This window comes from Dictyobacter sp. Z7_2, assembly GCF_057551105.1.
In genome coordinates, this window is record NZ_BAAJPE010000001.1 from 2115926 (window position 1) to 2133013 (window position 17088).

Here is a 17088-nt window from a genome sequence, read left to right on the forward strand (position 1 = left end):
GTAGAGATAACTATCATGAGTCAGATCACTCAACCATTCCCCCCTCATCCGCGCACGATAGGTTGGATCGGAACAACCTCGCTGGCGATGGGTGGAAGCAACCAGAGTCTCTTTTTACTGGGTGCATTAATCATGGGACAGGGGAGCGCAGCCATTCCGCTCCTGATCCTTGGCCTACTGCTGGGTTGGGCAGCGGCCCCAGGCTGGACAGAACTTGTGCTGATGTGGCCTAATCGCGTTGGAGGCATCGCCGCCACATGCGCGGAAGCCTTTCGGCCTTATAGCCCAGTACTTGCCAATCTCACTGGCGTCTGCTACTGGTGGGGATGGGTGCCAACCTGTGGACTCACCGCTATCTTATCAGCCAGCGCTATCTCGCAGTGGTATCTCCCTCACATATCAGTACCTTTACTGGCCACGCTGTTAGTACTCTTCTTTACGCTGATTAATCTCTGCGGGATCCGCTGGGTAAATTACTTGGCTATCCCTCTGGCAAGCGCATCGGCGCTACTGGCCTTTCTATCAGGATTAATCCCGGTCTTGAGTGGTCAGGTTGATTGGCAGCAGGCAGTCAATTTTCAGCTCATCAGTCCATTTCCTGGGCTATTCGGTTCTTTAACCAGCGCCATGGCGGGTCTCTATCTGGTCGGCTTCGCAGCTCCAGCCTTTGAGGCAGCAACCTGTCATGTCGGAGAGACAATCAACCCCAATAAAAATGTCCCTCGCGCCATCTTTGCCAGCGGAGCCATGGCCTCTATTTATTTCATCTTTCTCCCTGTCATCTGGCTTGGAGTACTCGGCCCAACGCCCTTAATCGGCAATCTGGCACAAACGCTCGGACCAACCTATGCTCCATGGTTTGGCAGTCTGGCACGAGCGGTCACTATCTGGTTTATGATATTTAATATGTTCCATGGAACGCTACAACCTCTAGCCGGAGCTGCCCGTACACTCTCACAATTAGCGGAGGATGGCTTGCTACCACTTGTGCTCGCACGTCGCCTACCGACAGATACGCCCTGGGTAGCAACCCTGTTAACCGCAGGCATGGCCATTATTTTCTTGCTGACTGGTGATCCCACCTGGGTAATTGCTGCTGCCAATCTAACCTATCTGATAGGCATCTGCCTGCCAAATGTTGCTGTCTGGCTACTACGGCGTAATGAACCTGCCATGGCGCGACCATATCGCGCACCGCGAGGCACTATCATGTTGGGACTGCTTGCTTCAGGCATCTGGTGTCTCTCCACCATACTCGGCTTTGAGCAGTTTGGCCTGCCCACAGTGATTGCCGGATTTACCCTCACCTACTCAGGATCTCTCCTTTACGCTCTACGGCGTTGGAACGATCGGCATCTGGTGGGTGGACATATCTCCTTGCATTCGTTACATCTCAAGCTCACAGGCTCAATGCTCGTTGTCCTATCATTAGATAGTGTGGGATATCTGCTTGCCATCCATTATATCAGTAGATCGTATATCGAACTGATTACCACTCTGGAAGATTTTTTCGTCGCCTCTGCCATCCTGACCCTTGCAGTTGGCTTTATTCTGCCCGGTATGATCGGACACGCCGTCGGCGAAGTCGCCAAGGCGGCCGATCGGCTGACACGTGGTACATTGACAGATCTCGTTGTAGCCATGCACGCGTTACAAAGAGGCGATCTGGAAGCGGCGCAAGTACAGATTGATATTCCACCGATCGTGGTCCATTCCTATGACGAGGTCGGCGCAATGGCCGCAAGTTTTAATATTATGCAAGGGCAACTGGTATCAGTTGCCGTATCCCTCTCTCATGCACGTATAGGCTTGATTGCTGTTCATGAGCAAATGCAGAGATATAATACCGAGTTACAGAAGGCACACGACGAGCTGGCCATGCTGGCCGTTACCGATCCCCTCACGGGCCTGTTCAACCATCGCGCCCTGGCCCAAAAGTTAGAAAACATGCTCAAGAACCAACAGCCTTGTAGTCTCCTTTTTATAGATCTCGATCATTTCAAGAGTGTCAACGACGTCTGTGGTCATCTGGCTGGAGATGCCACGCTCCATGAGTTTGGTCATAAAGTCCAACAGTGTCTACGTAGCGAGGACATCCTTGGTCGCTGGGGTGGTGAAGAATTTATGGCTCTACTGCCCAAGACATGCGAGAAAGATGCGCGTCTTGTCGCCGAGCGAATATGCACGCAGATCGCACACCATATCTTTGTCGCCACAGGTGGAAATCACCTCACCTGCTCACTCGGGGTGACAGCCTTTCCACAGGATGCCACCGATTGCTCCGGGCTGATAGATGCAGCCGATAACGCTATGTATACGGCCAAGAAGATGGGCCGAAATCAGATTCATGCAGCATCTGACCACACTATAGCACCCCTGGATGACGAGGATATGATAGCAAATACCTATCAAGAAACAATGATTGATGCCACAACGGAAGGATTTGCGACGCTCCTGGATATGCGTGATCCATGCACAGGCGAACATACAGAAGCCGTGGCCCTACTCGCGATACAGATCGCATTGATCATGGGTATAGACGCTGCCAGCGCACACATGATCGGCCTGGCAGCTCGCCTGCATGATCTGGGAAAGATTGCTATACCGGATGCCATACTACGCAAGCCATCCAAATTGACGCCTGAGGAATGGGAGATTATGAGAACTCATCCTGCTATAGGAGCACAGGTGATCAGTTGCATTCCGGCGCTACGCACGCTAGCGCCAGCCATCCGCGGACATCATGAACGCTGGGATGGGCAGGGGTATCCTGATCATCTGCGTGGCGAGGACATTCCTCTGGAAGCACGCATTATTACGGTTGCCGATGTCTATGGCGTATTAACGATGGGCCGCTCCTATAGCAAAGCCAATAGTTCAGTGCAGGCGATCAGAGAGCTCAAGCGCTTTGCCGGTACACAGTTCGATCCATCCGTGATTACCGCTCTCCAAAAAGTAATTGCCACTGTTCCGCATTGGAACATCATAGATACCCCTAATTAGAGATTCTATCAATACCTGACTCTTTTTTGTGCGCTAGAACGTTTTTGGAATACAGAGAAAAGAGGTCCGATGTTTCACAAATACTGAGATTCATTCTCTCATTGTTTGATAAGTCAATGCCGATTACAAAACGCGAGCAGGGTGACGTGCTCAGCGAAAATTCAACCAAAGAAAGGTTTATCATGACAGAAGAGAAGGCACTAATACCAGCAGATGAAAAAGAGCGACTCGAAGATCTCTATTCACTTGGACTGTTAGATACACCAGCAGAAGAGCGTTTTGATCACTTCATTCGCCACATTAGAACGGCCTATAACGTCCCTGTGGCATTCATCAGCTTAATTGACGTCAAACGGCAATGGTTTAAAGCCTGCCAGGGGCTGGCACTTTCAGAAACATCGAGAGATATCTCCTTTTGCGCTCAAACGATCATCCTCAATCAGCCAATGATTGTCATGGATACTACACTGGATGCACGCTTTGCCAAAAATCCCCTGGTCACCGGGCCACCATTTATTCGCTTCTACGCAGGTTACCCGTTGCACGGACCACGCGGATACGCAATTGGCACACTTTGCATGGTCGATTTCATGCCAAGAATCATGAGTGAAACAGAGCTGGACAGTTTTAAAGATATCGTGCATCTGGTTGAGCAAGAAGTGAATACTACAGTTAGTAGCCATAAAGATAAGGCACCCATTTGACATCAAAAAGCCACAATCCCTTTCAAAGAATTTGAAGTGATGAGTAAAGCATCCCACAATCTTTTTAAGAGCCATACGCCCAATTGCCCGGTTAGCCTGATTGGCTACGAGATGCATGAGGGAGGTATGGCTCTTATCAGAATGGTATACTAAAGAGGTAGAAAAAATCTTACTTTTTGCATATTTCGGGTAGTTCACTATGACTGCAATCAAAGATGAGAGGACATCATCGGTATGAGCTTGCATATTTCCCGCCAGACGTACGCGGATCTGTATGGTCCGACAACTGGCGATCGCGTACGTCTGGCAGACACCGAGCTAATCATTGAAATCGAACAGGACTACACCGTCTATGGCGACGAGATCACCTTTGGAGGCGGCAAGGTGATCCGCGATGGCATGGGGCAGAGCAGCCGCGCCACGCGTGAGGGGACGAACGGAGCTTTGGATCTGGTAATTACCAATGCGATCATTATTGATCATTGGGGCATCGTCAAAGGCGATATCGGGATTAAAGATGGACGTATTGTCAAAGTGGGCAAGGCGGGCAATCCTGATACGATGGATGGCGTCGATCCCGCTCTGATTGTTGGCTCCAGCACAGAAGTTATCGCGGGCGAAAATATGATTGTCACAGCCGGTGGCATCGATTCTCATATTCACTTTATCGCGCCGCAGCAGATCTATGAAGCCATGTCGAACGGTATCACCACGATGATTGGCGGCGGTACAGGGCCTGCAACCGGGACCAATGCCACCACCTGCACTCCCGGAGCCTGGAATCTGGCGCGAATGCTGCAATCGATCGAGCATTGGCCGGTCAACTTCGGTTTCCTGGGCAAAGGCAATACCTCAACCGAGGAGCCACTGGCGGAACAATTACGCGCTGGCGCTTGTGGGCTCAAGCTGCATGAGGACTGGGGAACAACGCCTGCCGCCATCGATACCTGCCTGAAGGTGGCCGATCAATATGATGTACAGGTCGCGATTCATACAGATACAATCAATGAGGCTGGCTTCGTAGAGGATACCATCGCCGCGATTGGGAAGCGCACCATCCATACCTATCATACCGAAGGAGCTGGCGGAGGACACGCGCCAGACATCATCCGTATCGCCTCTTACGGCAATATTTTGCCCTCGTCGACCAACCCGACCAGACCGTATACGGTCAACACAATTGCGGAGCATCTAGACATGCTTATGGTCTGTCATCATCTCAATCCCCAGGTGCCCGAGGATGTCGCCTTCGCTGAAAGTCGCATACGTCCGGAGACCATCGCAGCGGAGGATATTCTGCACGATCTGGGCGTCTTTAGCATGATCTCCAGCGACTCACAGGCGATGGGGAGGATCGGTGAGGTCGTCACGCGTACCTGGCAGACAGCTCATAAAATGAAGGTGCAGCGCGGCGCTCTGCCACAGGATTCCAGTCGCAATGATAATTTTCGCGTCAAGCGTTACGTTGCCAAATATACCATTAATCCAGCGATCACTCATGGGGTCGCCCATCAGATCGGCTCGATTGAGCCAGGCAAGCTGGCAGATCTTGTCCTCTGGAAGCCTGCCTTCTTCGGCGTGAAACCAGAGATGATCGTCAAGGGAGGCTTCATTTCCTGGAGCGCGATGGGCGATGCCAATGCCTCCATACCAACGCCACAGCCAGTCCTTTATCGTCCCATGTTCGGCTCATTTGGAGCCGCGACGGCGGCTACAAGTCTGACATTTGTTTCTAAAGCTGCTCTCGAAGCGGGTATACCACAGAAGATAGGTTTACAGAAGCAAGCGGTAGCGGTCGAGAATTGTCGGGCCATCGGGAAAGCTAATATGATCCATAACGATGCCACACCCACGATTGAAGTCGATCCGGAGACCTATGAAGTACGAGCGGACGGCGAGCTGCTGACCTGCGAACCAGCAGAAGCACTGCCTCTTGCTCAGCGCTACTTTCTCTTTTAAGGATTATCGACCCCAAACGTAGCGTTGTGCCCAAGGGCACAATGTCCAGTTCATCGTACGAGACAGCAGCGTTTTGGCGAGCCACGCTGGCCCGCCTGATCGTACATCGAGTGGGATATCGCACGCAACAGCAGCGTTTTGGCGAGCCACGCTGGCCTGCCTGATCGTACGTCGAGTGGGACATCGCACGCCAGCGTGCGACGCTACATGCATGTACCATAATGTGATAAACGAAGGATACAATTATGACAGACACAAACTTTGTACGAGCCTTTCGTGTGGGGATCGCTGGTCCCGTGGGCAGTGGAAAAACAGCGCTAGTGGACCGTCTCAGCAAGCATCTCTGGCCGCGCTATAACCTGGCGGTCGTCACAAACGATATTTATACGCTGGAAGATGCCGAATTTCTACAACGTCAGGGAACGCTGCCCTTAGAGCGAATTCGGGGCGTCGAGACAGGTGGATGTCCACATGCAGCGATCCGCGAGGATGCTTCGATGAATCTGGAGGCCATTGCTGATCTAGAGGAGAGCCTTCCGGATCTGGCATTGATCTTTGTCGAAAGTGGTGGAGATAATCTGGCGGCGGCATTTAGTCCCGAGCTGGTGGATGTCTCTATCTACGTGATCGACGTTTCTGGCGGCGATAAGATTCCTCGCAAAGGTGGTCCTGGCATCATGCGCTCGGATTTATTAATCATTAACAAGATAGATCTGGCTCCCTATGTCGGTGCTTCACTTGAGGTGATGGAGCGCGACGCTCGGCTCAAGCGTGGAGATAGACCATTTGTCTTCACGAATCTCAAAGATGAAACAGGGCTGGATACCGTTATCGGCTGGCTTGAGCAACAACTAGCCATTCCCACGGCACAACGTCCAGGTATCATCGACGCTCACGCGCCTTATGTGGGACAACCACATAGCCACGATCATGACGATGGTCATACGCATGATCACGAGCATGTACATTCACACACGCACTAGCAAGCACCACAATCATCAAACAGCCCACAAAAATAAACGCGCAGGCAATACGGTATAACTGTATTGTCTGCGCTATAGCAGTGAAATCGAACGATCCCGCCAGTATTATCCTTCTAGCAGAGTCGCATTCAAACGAATATCGGTAGCAGCCAGAGCCTTCGAGACAGGACAATTTTGTTTTGCGTCGGCGGCAAACTTCTGGAAGGTCGCATCATCGATGCCAGGCACAACAGCCTCAGTGGTCAATTCAATGGGATTAATGGCAAAGCCACCTTCAACTGGACTGAAATGAACGCTTGCAGTCGTATGGACGCTGGTTGGTGTATGCCCTGCACCGGACAGTGCCGCAGATAACGCCATGGAAAAGCAAGCAGCATGGGCAGCCCCGATCAGTTCTTCAGGATTGGTTCCTCCTGAGCCATCGCCCATACGTGAGCGAAAAGAGTACTGCCCTTCGAACGCTCCACTACCCAGGCGTACAGTACCCTGTCCCTGTTGTAAATCGCCACGCCACTCTGCATCTGCCTTACGAATCGCCATAGAAATTCTCCTTCTTCATAGGACTATAAAAATGTCGAAGTCATTTAAAAGGTTGTTGAGCAGATAATCTCTATCTGCTACTACCAGTTTACCTTGCGCCAGCTACCATTAGCAATATCAGATAATGCTTGTAGATGATGAGTTGTATCCATAAACACAACCAGTTGGCTTCCATTTACAGGCCAGGTATATCCCATCAGGCCGGTTCCACTCGCAAGAGGTGAGGATGTAAGCTGAGTTACATCAGCTTCGTTCCAGTTCTCTTGAGGGAGTTGCGATAATTCCTGGATATGCTTATTGCCATCGATATAAAGCAGAATGCGAGCTCCACCCTGTATCCAATCGAAGCCTGCCAGAGCCTGTCCATTGGTCACAGGACTGTTTGTCGTTGCTGTCACATCGCTTAGTGTCCATTTCCCTTGCAGCGAGTCTGACAATTCCTGGATGTGGTTACGATTATCGATATAATCAATCTGCATAGTTCCATTGACGCCCCACTCATAACCTACAAGCACAGATCCGTTCGATAGCGGTGCGTGATATGTCTCCGAGAGATCAATACTCTGCCATGTACCAGTTGAAGTTGTAGAGAGATCCACAATATGTCGATGCGCATCCACATAGACAACCTGCTCCTCGGCAGCTCGCGTCCAGATAAAAGCGGTCAAGGCAGTCCCATCTGAAACAGCCGTATGCGTCAGGTTGGTAAGATCAGTAACCTGCCAGTTAGTCCCGTCAACACTGGTCAGTTCCTGGATGTGATACGCTTGATCGATATAGATAATTTGCTGCGATCCTGTTTGCAGCCACTGATATCCAATCAGAGCCGTACCACCTGCTAAGGGAGCAGAGGTACGCCGCGTGAGATCAGACACATGCCAGACTCCATCGTCTCCAGACGACAACAACTGGACGTGACCAAAGACATCAAGATACGCCACCTGCTGCCTGCCACCTTTGATCCAACTATAACTGGTCAGACCAGTATCATTTGCAACAGGAGCCGATGTCAGATGCGTGAGATCAGCCTGTTGCCAGGATTGTCCATCGACGTTGGCAAGCAGTTGAATATGCCGCTGCGGATCAATATAGGCCACTTGCTGAGCACTATCAGTATACCCTTGCGAAGCGCTCATCGTACCGCTCAGTACGGATAAAATGTTGGTCGCCGGCGTGAGAGCGTCTGGTTTGTTAACTGCGGGCAGGATCACTGCTGAGACGGCTCGACTGCCGAAGTGGACACCTGAATAATAGAGGACTCCCAGTACTCCCACAGCAAAAATGAGCAGGGAGAAGAGAGGGATTAGCACAGGACGCAGCTCAAAACGTCGTCGCCTTCCCTGAATAGTACACCTATATTGTAATCCTGCATCAATTGAGCGCGGTTGCTTGCTCTGATACAAAGGTAGAGTTGTCACATTGATAATATGAGACACATCGATCGATGGCTTATCGGTATCATGAACAGGCACATGGATCTCTGGTACGGCTGTTTGATAGATACTGGAGCGTGTATATTTAGGAATTTTCGTCGTCTTTTCGATATCTGCTTCATCAGGTAAAGCGCTCTGCCTATCATCTCGAGCATCATTGGAAACCGGCGTCGCTTCATTGAGCGCAAGCTCTATATCATGAGGCACCGGAGAAGGAACACGGATGGTTTTATAAATGTCATCTGAAGCTGACTTATCAGTAATTGGTGCTGAAGCTGGCGCCTTCACATCTGAGCGCGAGCGGCCACGCTCCTCTTCCGATATGTTAGACGCTTCAGGATGCTCCTGTGATGCCATTATCTTCTCCTCAATAACTGTATGGCTCAAACACTATCTATCTCAGTCATTTATCCAATATCAACAAGATTAAGTTTACGCTTACCGCATTGCTGAAAGATGTAGCGTACGACAAGTAATAAAGCCTGCGTATAGAGCGATATAGTTCTTTTAATCTATCCTGGCATGCCAACATATATAGATAATATTATAACATTTGACATCTCACTCATATCCAATAGCTCATTTGATGAGAAAAATCATCGCTATAGATAAAACGCGGTACACTACATTTTTCATCGAGATACAAAGAAAGCCTTTGATACAAAGTCGTTTATTGGATATGCTATACTTCTTGATATGTCTTTCCACGCGCACGTCCATTATTTTAAGAACCAGGCAGATATCAGAATGCTCTATCTTCCAACCCTGGCATAATCACAGAACTAAAGGATGATCCTCGCTCTATGCAAATAGATATGAATGAACACAAACATGATCAACATGCAGATTTCGATCCCTCCGCACAGATCCGCACAGCAGCCTACAGCATCCATGGACTCACCCTGCTACGTGGTGTTCTCTCTGACAGTACAGGACAATCTATCTTACAATTGCTGCAACAATTGGCGAGAACACAACCAGATCCGATCGTCACGGCAGAGGCTTACAGCAATGCATTCAACCAACTCGCGGCAAGTATGTACGAAGACTCAATCAATACTGTGGCCGATGCCTGGCAAGCTTATCTGATTGCACGACTGATCGACGATAGAAATCTCTGGAGCACACAGGTTGAAGATCTCGGTCGAGAACAGATTCCGGCAGGGATACGTATCCAGGCTGAGCATGATCTTCAAACGCTCCAGAGCCTCTTTAAGCTGGACGCTCAGATGCTCTGGGAGCAGACCTGTGCAGCAGTTATTCCAACTATGCCAGCACTCGGCACAGCCTGGATTCCCTGGCATAATCTCCAGCCTCGACGCGTCGAGGCAAGCAATCATGCTCGCCAGGCGCTGACGCGAACAATCGCAGCAGCCACCGATTGGAAAGACCTGATCTCTCCACTTGAGCACTATTGGTCACGTTATGGGACAGGTCCCTTCGCACACTACCACGTCCTACGCTGGCAAGGGACCAAACAACAGCTCGAAGGGATAGCTCATCCCGATGAGATTCAGTTGTCCGAGTTGATCGGACAGGAAAGGCAGCAGACAAAGCTTACAGCCAACATCGAACGCTTCATCGCTGGTCTGCCCGCACATGATATGCTCCTCTACGGACCTCCAGGGACCGGTAAGTCATCGACGGTCAAAGCCATCGCCAATGCCTACGCCGAGCAGGGTCTGTGCCTGCTGGAGATCAATAAAGAACACGTTGACGATCTACCACTAATTGTCGCAGAACTTCGTGGACGCGCTCCCCATTATCTACTCTTTATCGATGACCTCTCCTTTGAAGAGAATGAGACATCCTACAAAAAGCTCAAAGTGCTGCTCGAAGGCACATCTGAGACGCGTCCCAGGAATGTAGCGATCTGCGCCACCTCAAATCGCATGAACTTGATCCGCGAGAACTTTAATGAACGCGGAAATCCAACCGAGGATGTAAATTGGCGCGATACAATGGATGAGAAGCAGTCATTAGCACATCGCTTTGGCCTGCGTGTGACCTTTCTCTCACCTGATCAGAAACAATATCTACGAATTGTCAAAGAGCTGGCGCAAAAGCGTCATATTCATATCTCTGAAGACGATTTACATAGTCGCGCCATGCAGTGGGAGCGTCAACATGCTGGTCGCTCGGGCCGCAGCGCACGCCAGTTTGTGGATGATCTGGAAGCTGAATTCAAATACGTCCAACCTGCACCGATTACAGAAACCACACGCTAGAAAAGTAATACGTTGAAAAGATCATCATCAGTAATTTGTTAGTAAAAACGCAAAAGGAGATTTTATTGATATGGAAGAAAGCAAACAACTGACTGTTGGTATCCTGATTTTTGATGAGGTCGAAGTACTGGACTTTTGTGGGCCGTTTGAGGTTTTCGCGACCGCACGCGATCCACATCAAGCTGACGACACGCAGAGACTTTGTAAGGCCATCACTATCGCCGAAACAGATAGGATCGTTTCTTGCCGGGGAGGCTTACTGGTCAAGCCGATAGCGACAATTGATGATCATCCACCGCTTGACATCATTGTCATCCCAGGTGGACAGGGGACACGCAAGGAAGTCCATAATCAGAAAATTATCAAGTGGATTCAGCAGCAAAATGAGCTAACACAACTGACAACAAGTGTCTGCACTGGAGCTTTTCTCCTCGCTGAAGGTAAGCTATTGGATGATCATCAAGCCACAACCCATTGGGGTAGCGTGGAGAGGCTGCAAGAAGCTTATCCCCTGATTAAAGTGCTGGCCGACACACGTGTTGTCGATGAAGGGCATATTATTACGTCGGCAGGGGTCTCAGCGGGCATCGATATGAGTTTGCATGTCATAGAGCGTCTGTACGGTCGCGAAACAGCTCTCTGGGTTGCACGTAATATGGAATACGAAGGATATAAATAAGCACAAAAAAAGACCTTACTCGTGCATGAGTAGGGTCTCTCTTCTCGAAAGAGTACATACTGCATAGGATCTGTCCTCAATTTTGCCGAGCCCCGCGTGCGATCAACCGTCGCTGAAGCAGAGAACCCGCATTCAAAGTCCATGATGAAGATACAATTGTGAAACAAGCCGCTCGATCATTAGGGCGACTTCGCTCCGTCCGTTACCGGATGTCCACGTGTCGTCTATCTACCAAGTCGTCTGCTTGGGATCTTAAACACTCGAAAGTGTTGGGAGAACTCATCTTGGGTGCGGCTTCGCGCTTAGATGCCTTCAGCGCTTATCCCTTCTTGACATAGCTATCCAGCTGTGGCCTGGGCAGGCCAACTGGCACACCAGCGGTCAAGCCATCTCGGTCCTCTCGTACTGGAGATGACGCCCCTCAATTCTCCTACGCCCACGACGGATAGAGACCGAACTGTCTCGCGACGTTCTGAACCCAGCTCGCGTGCCGCTTTCATGGGCGAACAGCCCAACCCTTGGGACCTACTCCAGCCCCAGGATGCGACGAGCCGACATCGAGGTGCCAAACCTTGCCGTCGATGTGAACTCTTGGGCAAGATAAGCCTGTTATCCCCGGGGTAGCTTTTATCCGTTGAGCCACACTCCTTCCACTCGGGAATGTGGGATCACTAAGCCCGACTTTCGTCCCTGCTCGACCTGTCCGTCTTGCAGTCAAGCTCCCTTCTGCCTTTACACTCTTATGGGTGATGTCCATCCACCCTGAGGGAACCTTTGGGCGCCTCCGTTACTCTTTGGGAGGCGACCGCCCCAGTCAAACTACCCGCCTGACCTTGTCTGCGTCCCGGATCACGGTGACGCATGAGACACAAACTGTATCGAGAGTGGTATTTCACTGTTGTCTCCCCTACCCCCACAAGGATAGGTTCTCCGACTCCCACCTATGCTACGCACGATCCACCTCGTATCCAGATCAAGGTGTAGTAAAGCTCCACGGGGTCTTTTTGTCCTGTCGTGGGTAACCCGTATCTTCACGGGTACTTCAATTTCGCCGAGTCCTCTGTCGAGACAGTGCTCAACTCGTTACTCCTTTCGTGCGGGTCGGAACTTACCCGACAAGGAATTTCGCTACCTTAGGACCGTTATAGTTACGGCCGCCGTTCACCGGGGCTTAGATTCGCAGCTACGATCACCGCTCCTCGTAACCTTCCGGCACTGGGCAGGAGTCAGCCCCTATACTTCCGCTTTCGCGTTCGCAGAGACCTGTGTTTTTGGTAAACAGTCGGTTGAGCCAATTTCTTGCAACCCCCTCACGCCATCTCCGAAAAGACATCGCTACTAGGGCACCCCTTCTTCCGAAGGTACGGGGTCAATTTGCCGAGTTCCTTAACAGAGGGTCGCTCGATCACCTGGGGAGATTTCCCCCTGCCTACCAGTGTCGGTTTGCGGTACGGGCGGAGTAAGCTTCTGGCGAGAGGCTTTTCTTGGCGGCGTAGGGTTCAATGACTTCCGCAGTCTTGCGACCGCTCGCTGCACTGGTCACGCACAGGACTCCGGGATTTTCCTCGGCGTCGCGCTTCCATATACAGACCCATCCTGTCCATTCGATGGGCTCACCTTCCTTACCGCGTCCCCCCATTGCTCGTAACGAAGTACTCCGGTGCAGGAATGTCCAACCTGCTTTCCATCGCCTACGACTATGACGTCCTCGGCTTAGGACCCGACTCACCCTGGGACGATTGACGGTGCCCAGGAACCCTCAGGCATTCGGTGTGTCTGGTTTTCACAGACATGACGCTACTCATTCCGGCATTCTCACTTCTGCGCGCTCCACCAGTTCTTTCGATCTGGCTTCTCTGCCCGCAGAACGCTCCCCTACCAACCCTACAGACTCCAAGGAGACTGTAAAATTCCATAGCTTCGGTAACGCGCTTGAGCCTCGATACGTTGTCGGTGCCACTCCACTCGACCAGTGAGCTATTACGCACTCTTTCAATGATGGCTGCTTCTAAGCCAACATCCTGGCTGTTTGGGCGAAATGACTCCCTTTGACACTAAGCGCATATTTAGAGACCTTAGCTGATGGTCTGGGCTGTTTCCCTTTCGACAATGAAGCTTAGCCCCCACTGTCTCACTTGCATGCAATCTGTCCTGGCATTCGGAGTTTGGTTGGGTTTGGTAACCCGCAAAAGGCCCCTAGCCCATTCAGTGCTCTACCTCCAGGATAGTTCTCAATCATGCAGCTGTACCTCAATACATTTCGGGGAGAACCAGCTATCTCCGTGTTCGATTGGAATTTCTCCCCTATCCACAAGTCATCCCCCAGTTTTGCAACACTGGTGGGTTCGAGCCTCGACGGACTGTCACATCCGCTTCACTCTGCTCATGGATAGCTCACACGGTTTCGGGTCGCATCGCCGCAACGGTCGCCTTGTTCAGACTCGATTGCTCTGTGGCTCCCCAACTTTACCGTTGGTTAACCAGGCTACGACGATGCACTCGCCGGATCATTCTACAAAAGGCACGCCATTAGCCCTTGGTCTCGCAAGAGACAGTGGCCTCTGACTGCTGGTGAGTACGTGGTTTCAGGGTCTCTTTCATCCCCCTCTCGGGGTGCTTTTCACCTTTCCCTCACGGTACTTGTTCGCTATCGGTCGCTGAAGATGTTTAGCCTTGGAGGGTGGTCCCCCCAGCTTCCCACAAGGTTTCACGTGCCTCGTGGTACTCAGGATACCGATCCACGTTGATAAACCGTCCTCTACGGGACTCTCACCCGCTCTGGTGGCGCTTTCCAACGCCTTCGAGTAGTTCATCATTGCTTGATATCGGTCCTACAACCCCGGTTGTTCCGAAGAACCTCCGGTTTGGGCTGCTCCCGGTTCGCTCGCCACTACTACGGGAATCTCGGTTGATTTCTTTTCGTCGGGTTACTGAGATGTTTCAGTTCACCCACTGCCCCCCGTCACTGCCTATGTGTTCAGCAGGCGGTTTCCAGACATCACTCTGGAAGAGTTGCCTCATTCGGAATCTTGGGGCTCATCGCTTGCATGCAGCTCCCCCCAAACGTTTCGCCGGTCTCCGCGTCCTTCTTCGGTCTTCAGCGCCAAGGCATCCACCTCGTACTCTGTGTAGCTTGTTCTCTACATCTTTGTCATGTCTTGAATGCTTGACATTTTATCTTTTGGTGATAAAAACTTTCGATCCTCTGCTTCAGTTTCGGCTGACCACACATTGCGCTCAGCAAAATTGAAGAGATATCCTATGCAGTTGTAAACGTGCAAGATTGGCGCACACCACAAGCCGTAGCTCGTGGGGCGAAACCCCAACCTCTGGAGAGTGGAAACCAGCGCAGATATGCTGGACAGATGTACCATGTCCTGTGTCGACCTGGAAGTGCGTCGAGTTAGAAACGTTCATGGAATCCACGAACCTCGACGGTAGCTCCCTAGAAAGGAGGTGATCCAGCCGCACCTTCCGGTACGGCTACCTTGTTACGACTTCACCCCAATCACTGACCCCACCCTCGACGCTTGCCTCTCCGAAGAGTTAGCCCAGCGGCTTCAAGTGTTGCCAACTTTCGTGGTGTGACGGGCGGTGTGTACAAGACCCGGGAACGTATTCACCGTAGTGTGCTGACCTACGGTTACTAGCAACTCCACCTTCACGGAGGCGAGTTTCAGCCTCCGATCTGAACTGAGGCCAGGTTTGACGAGATTAGCTCCCCCTCGCGGGTTGGCAACTCTTTGTCCTGACCATTGTAGCGTGTGTGTCGCCCAAGGCGTAAGGGCCGTGCTGACTTGACGTCATCCCCGCCTTCCTCCATTTTGAAATGGCAGTTTCGTTAGATTAGTTCAACTAACGACAGGGGTTGCGCTCGTTGCGGGACTTAACCCAACATCTCACGACACGAGCTGACGACAGCCATGCAGCACCTGTGGATCCGCTCCGAAGAGACAGCGCATTACCGCTGGTGCAAATCCATGTCAAGCCTTGGTAAGGTTCTTCGCGTTGCATCGAATTAAACCACACGCTCCGCTGCTTGTGCGGGTCCCCGTCAATTCCTTTGAGTTTTAATCTTGCGACCGTACTCCCCAGGCGGACCACTTATCGTGTTAACTGCGACACTGAAGGGGTCGATACCCCCAACGTCTAGTGGTCATCGTTTACGGCTAGGACTACCAGGGTATCTAATCCTGTTCGCTCCCCTAGCTTTCGCACCTGAGCGTCAGGTACTTCCCAGGACACTGCCTTCGCCATTGGTGTTCCTCCGGATATCTACGCATTTCACCACTCCACCCGGAATTCCGTGTCCCTCTGAAGCCCTCAAGTCAGACAGTTTCCAGAACACTTCGTCGGTTAAGCCGACGACTGTCACTCCAGACTGATCTGACCGCCTGCGTGCGCTTTACGCCCAGTAACTCCGGACAACGCTCGCCTCCTACGTATTACCGCGGCTGCTGGCACGTAGTTAGCCGAGGCTGATTCCTCTGGTACCGTCCGTTCTCGTCCCAGAGAAAAGCAGTTTACGATCCGAAAACCTTCTTCCTGCACGCGGCGTTGCTCGTTCAGGGTTGCCCCCATTGACGAAAATTCCTCACTGCTGCCCCCCGTAGGAGTCTGGGCCGTTCTCAATCCCAGTGTGGCTGATCGTCCTCTCAGACCAGCTATCGATCGACGTCTTGGTAGGCTATTACCCCACCAACTAACTAATCGAGCGCAGGCTCATCCCAGGGCGTCTTTGCAGACTTTGCTCTTTGCAGAGCGTATGCGGTATTGTCGGCGATTTCTCGCCGGTATTCCTCACCTCGGGGTAGATTGCCCACGTGTTACTCACCCGTCCGCCACTCTCTGATTGCTCAGAGCGTTCGACTTGCATGTGTTAGGCACGCCGCCAGCGTTTATCCTGAGCCAGGATCAAACTCGCCATCAAATTTTATATATTCAACACCCCGTACAGGATGCGAAAAAATGCAATTTGCGTTAAGTTGCGATCATGACCAAGTTACATTAACATTGGCTATAAATTCGCAGAGATTAATGGTCACCGCACATGACATGCGGGACCGAATTGACAGGAACGTGAAACACCTGTGTGTTCCAGTTACTGTTCTGCTTTCCACTCTTCAGTTGTCAAGGTACAATCTACGAAAACGTGTGTTTTCGTGTGGATCGAGCGTTTCGTTGTTTTGTGTCTCGCTCGTTCCGTAGCTGTAGTATCGCATATCCCTTGTGCTTTGTCAAGCGTTTTCCGAGCAATTTTTGCGCGGCTCCGAAAACTCGTGATTCGTGTCGTCCGGCCTGTCAAGACAAGTCAGGGACCAGAAAAAAGGGCCAGCACATCCCTGGGGAGGTCTCAACAGTGTGTTGGGAGATACCAGAGAAATGTTTCTCGGAGAGCCACTTTAGCGTGGCACAACTGATATACAAGGACAGGAGCACATACTCTCAGAAGAAGATGCAGTGATTGTCGCTTTTTGACAGCTCAGTGATTATGCCATAAGAGTGTTGCGTCTGTCAAGCGTTTCTAACACCAAAAATCTAACATAGCCCAAATTGGGA

At 51.3% G+C, this 17088-nt stretch carries 9 protein-coding genes and 2 rRNA genes; 7 read left to right on the plus strand and 4 right to left on the minus strand.

What is annotated here, in order from left to right:
• The first annotated feature begins 15 nt into the window (after positions 1-15).
• From AC27N8_RS08430 to ureG, 5 genes are all read left to right on the plus strand, one after another.
• Positions 16-3003, plus strand: coding sequence for an amino acid permease (locus AC27N8_RS08430; protein WP_487065906.1), 2988 nt, complete (start codon positions 16-18; stop codon positions 3001-3003).
• A gap of 182 nt (positions 3004-3185) precedes the next feature.
• Positions 3186-3707 (plus strand): GAF domain-containing protein, encoded by a 522-nt coding sequence (locus AC27N8_RS08435; RefSeq protein ID WP_487065908.1) that lies wholly within the window; start codon positions 3186-3188, stop codon positions 3705-3707.
• A 234-nt stretch (positions 3708-3941) separates the two neighbouring features.
• Positions 3942-5666 (plus strand): urease subunit alpha, encoded by a 1725-nt coding sequence (ureC, locus tag AC27N8_RS08440; protein ID WP_487065910.1) that lies wholly within the window; start codon positions 3942-3944, stop codon positions 5664-5666.
• Between the two features lie 41 nt (positions 5667-5707).
• Positions 5708-5830, plus strand: coding sequence for a hypothetical protein (locus tag AC27N8_RS08445; protein ID WP_487065912.1), 123 nt, complete (start codon positions 5708-5710; stop codon positions 5828-5830).
• A gap of 81 nt (positions 5831-5911) precedes the next feature.
• Entirely contained in the window at positions 5912-6649 is a 738-nt protein-coding gene (gene ureG / locus AC27N8_RS08450) for an urease accessory protein UreG (protein WP_487065914.1), read from the plus strand.
• Between the two features lie 105 nt (positions 6650-6754).
• On the opposite strand, the gene AC27N8_RS08455 is transcribed toward ureG, so the two are convergent.
• A complete protein-coding gene (locus tag AC27N8_RS08455; RefSeq protein WP_487065916.1) occupies positions 6755-7189 on the minus strand; it encodes an OsmC family protein in 435 nt (144 codons plus the stop codon).
• Between the two features lie 80 nt (positions 7190-7269).
• Entirely contained in the window at positions 7270-8979 is a 1710-nt protein-coding gene (locus tag AC27N8_RS08460; RefSeq protein WP_487065918.1) for a hypothetical protein, read from the minus strand.
• A 446-nt stretch (positions 8980-9425) separates the two neighbouring features.
• On the opposite strand from AC27N8_RS08460, the gene AC27N8_RS08465 reads away from it, so the two are divergent.
• Together AC27N8_RS08465 and AC27N8_RS08470 are read left to right on the plus strand one after the other, a co-directional pair.
• Positions 9426-10850: an ATP-binding protein gene (locus AC27N8_RS08465; protein WP_487065920.1), complete on the plus strand. Its 1425-nt coding sequence runs from the start codon at positions 9426-9428 to the stop codon at positions 10848-10850.
• A gap of 70 nt (positions 10851-10920) precedes the next feature.
• The gene (locus tag AC27N8_RS08470) at positions 10921-11529 is read left to right on the plus strand and encodes a DJ-1/PfpI family protein (protein ID WP_487065922.1); all 609 of its coding nucleotides are present in this window, start codon (positions 10921-10923) and stop codon (positions 11527-11529) included.
• A 159-nt stretch (positions 11530-11688) separates the two neighbouring features.
• Here the strand turns inward: AC27N8_RS08470 and AC27N8_RS08475 are convergent.
• Both AC27N8_RS08475 and AC27N8_RS08480 read right to left on the minus strand, forming a co-directional pair.
• Positions 11689-14668: ribosomal RNA gene (locus AC27N8_RS08475) — 23S ribosomal RNA — on the minus strand.
• A 310-nt stretch (positions 14669-14978) separates the two neighbouring features.
• Positions 14979-16459: ribosomal RNA gene (locus AC27N8_RS08480) — 16S ribosomal RNA — on the minus strand.
• The 16S and 23S rRNA genes sit together here, the layout of an rRNA operon.
• Positions 16460-17088: the final 629 nt, after the last annotated feature.

Coding starts and splice junctions, on each gene's coding strand:
- AC27N8_RS08445 (WP_487065912.1), top strand. CDS start 5,708: ATGTCCAGTTCATCGTACGAGACAGCAGCGTTTTGGCGAGCCACGCTG.
- AC27N8_RS08430 (WP_487065906.1), top strand. CDS start 16: ATGAGTCAGATCACTCAACCATTCCCCCCTCATCCGCGCACGATAGGT.
- ureC (WP_487065910.1), top strand. CDS start 3,942: ATGAGCTTGCATATTTCCCGCCAGACGTACGCGGATCTGTATGGTCCG.
- AC27N8_RS08455 (WP_487065916.1), bottom strand. CDS start 7,189: ATGGCGATTCGTAAGGCAGATGCAGAGTGGCGTGGCGATTTACAACAG.
- AC27N8_RS08460 (WP_487065918.1), bottom strand. CDS start 8,979: ATGGCATCACAGGAGCATCCTGAAGCGTCTAACATATCGGAAGAGGAG.
- AC27N8_RS08465 (WP_487065920.1), top strand. CDS start 9,426: ATGCAAATAGATATGAATGAACACAAACATGATCAACATGCAGATTTC.
- AC27N8_RS08470 (WP_487065922.1), top strand. CDS start 10,921: ATGGAAGAAAGCAAACAACTGACTGTTGGTATCCTGATTTTTGATGAG.
- AC27N8_RS08435 (WP_487065908.1), top strand. CDS start 3,186: ATGACAGAAGAGAAGGCACTAATACCAGCAGATGAAAAAGAGCGACTC.
- ureG (WP_487065914.1), top strand. CDS start 5,912: ATGACAGACACAAACTTTGTACGAGCCTTTCGTGTGGGGATCGCTGGT.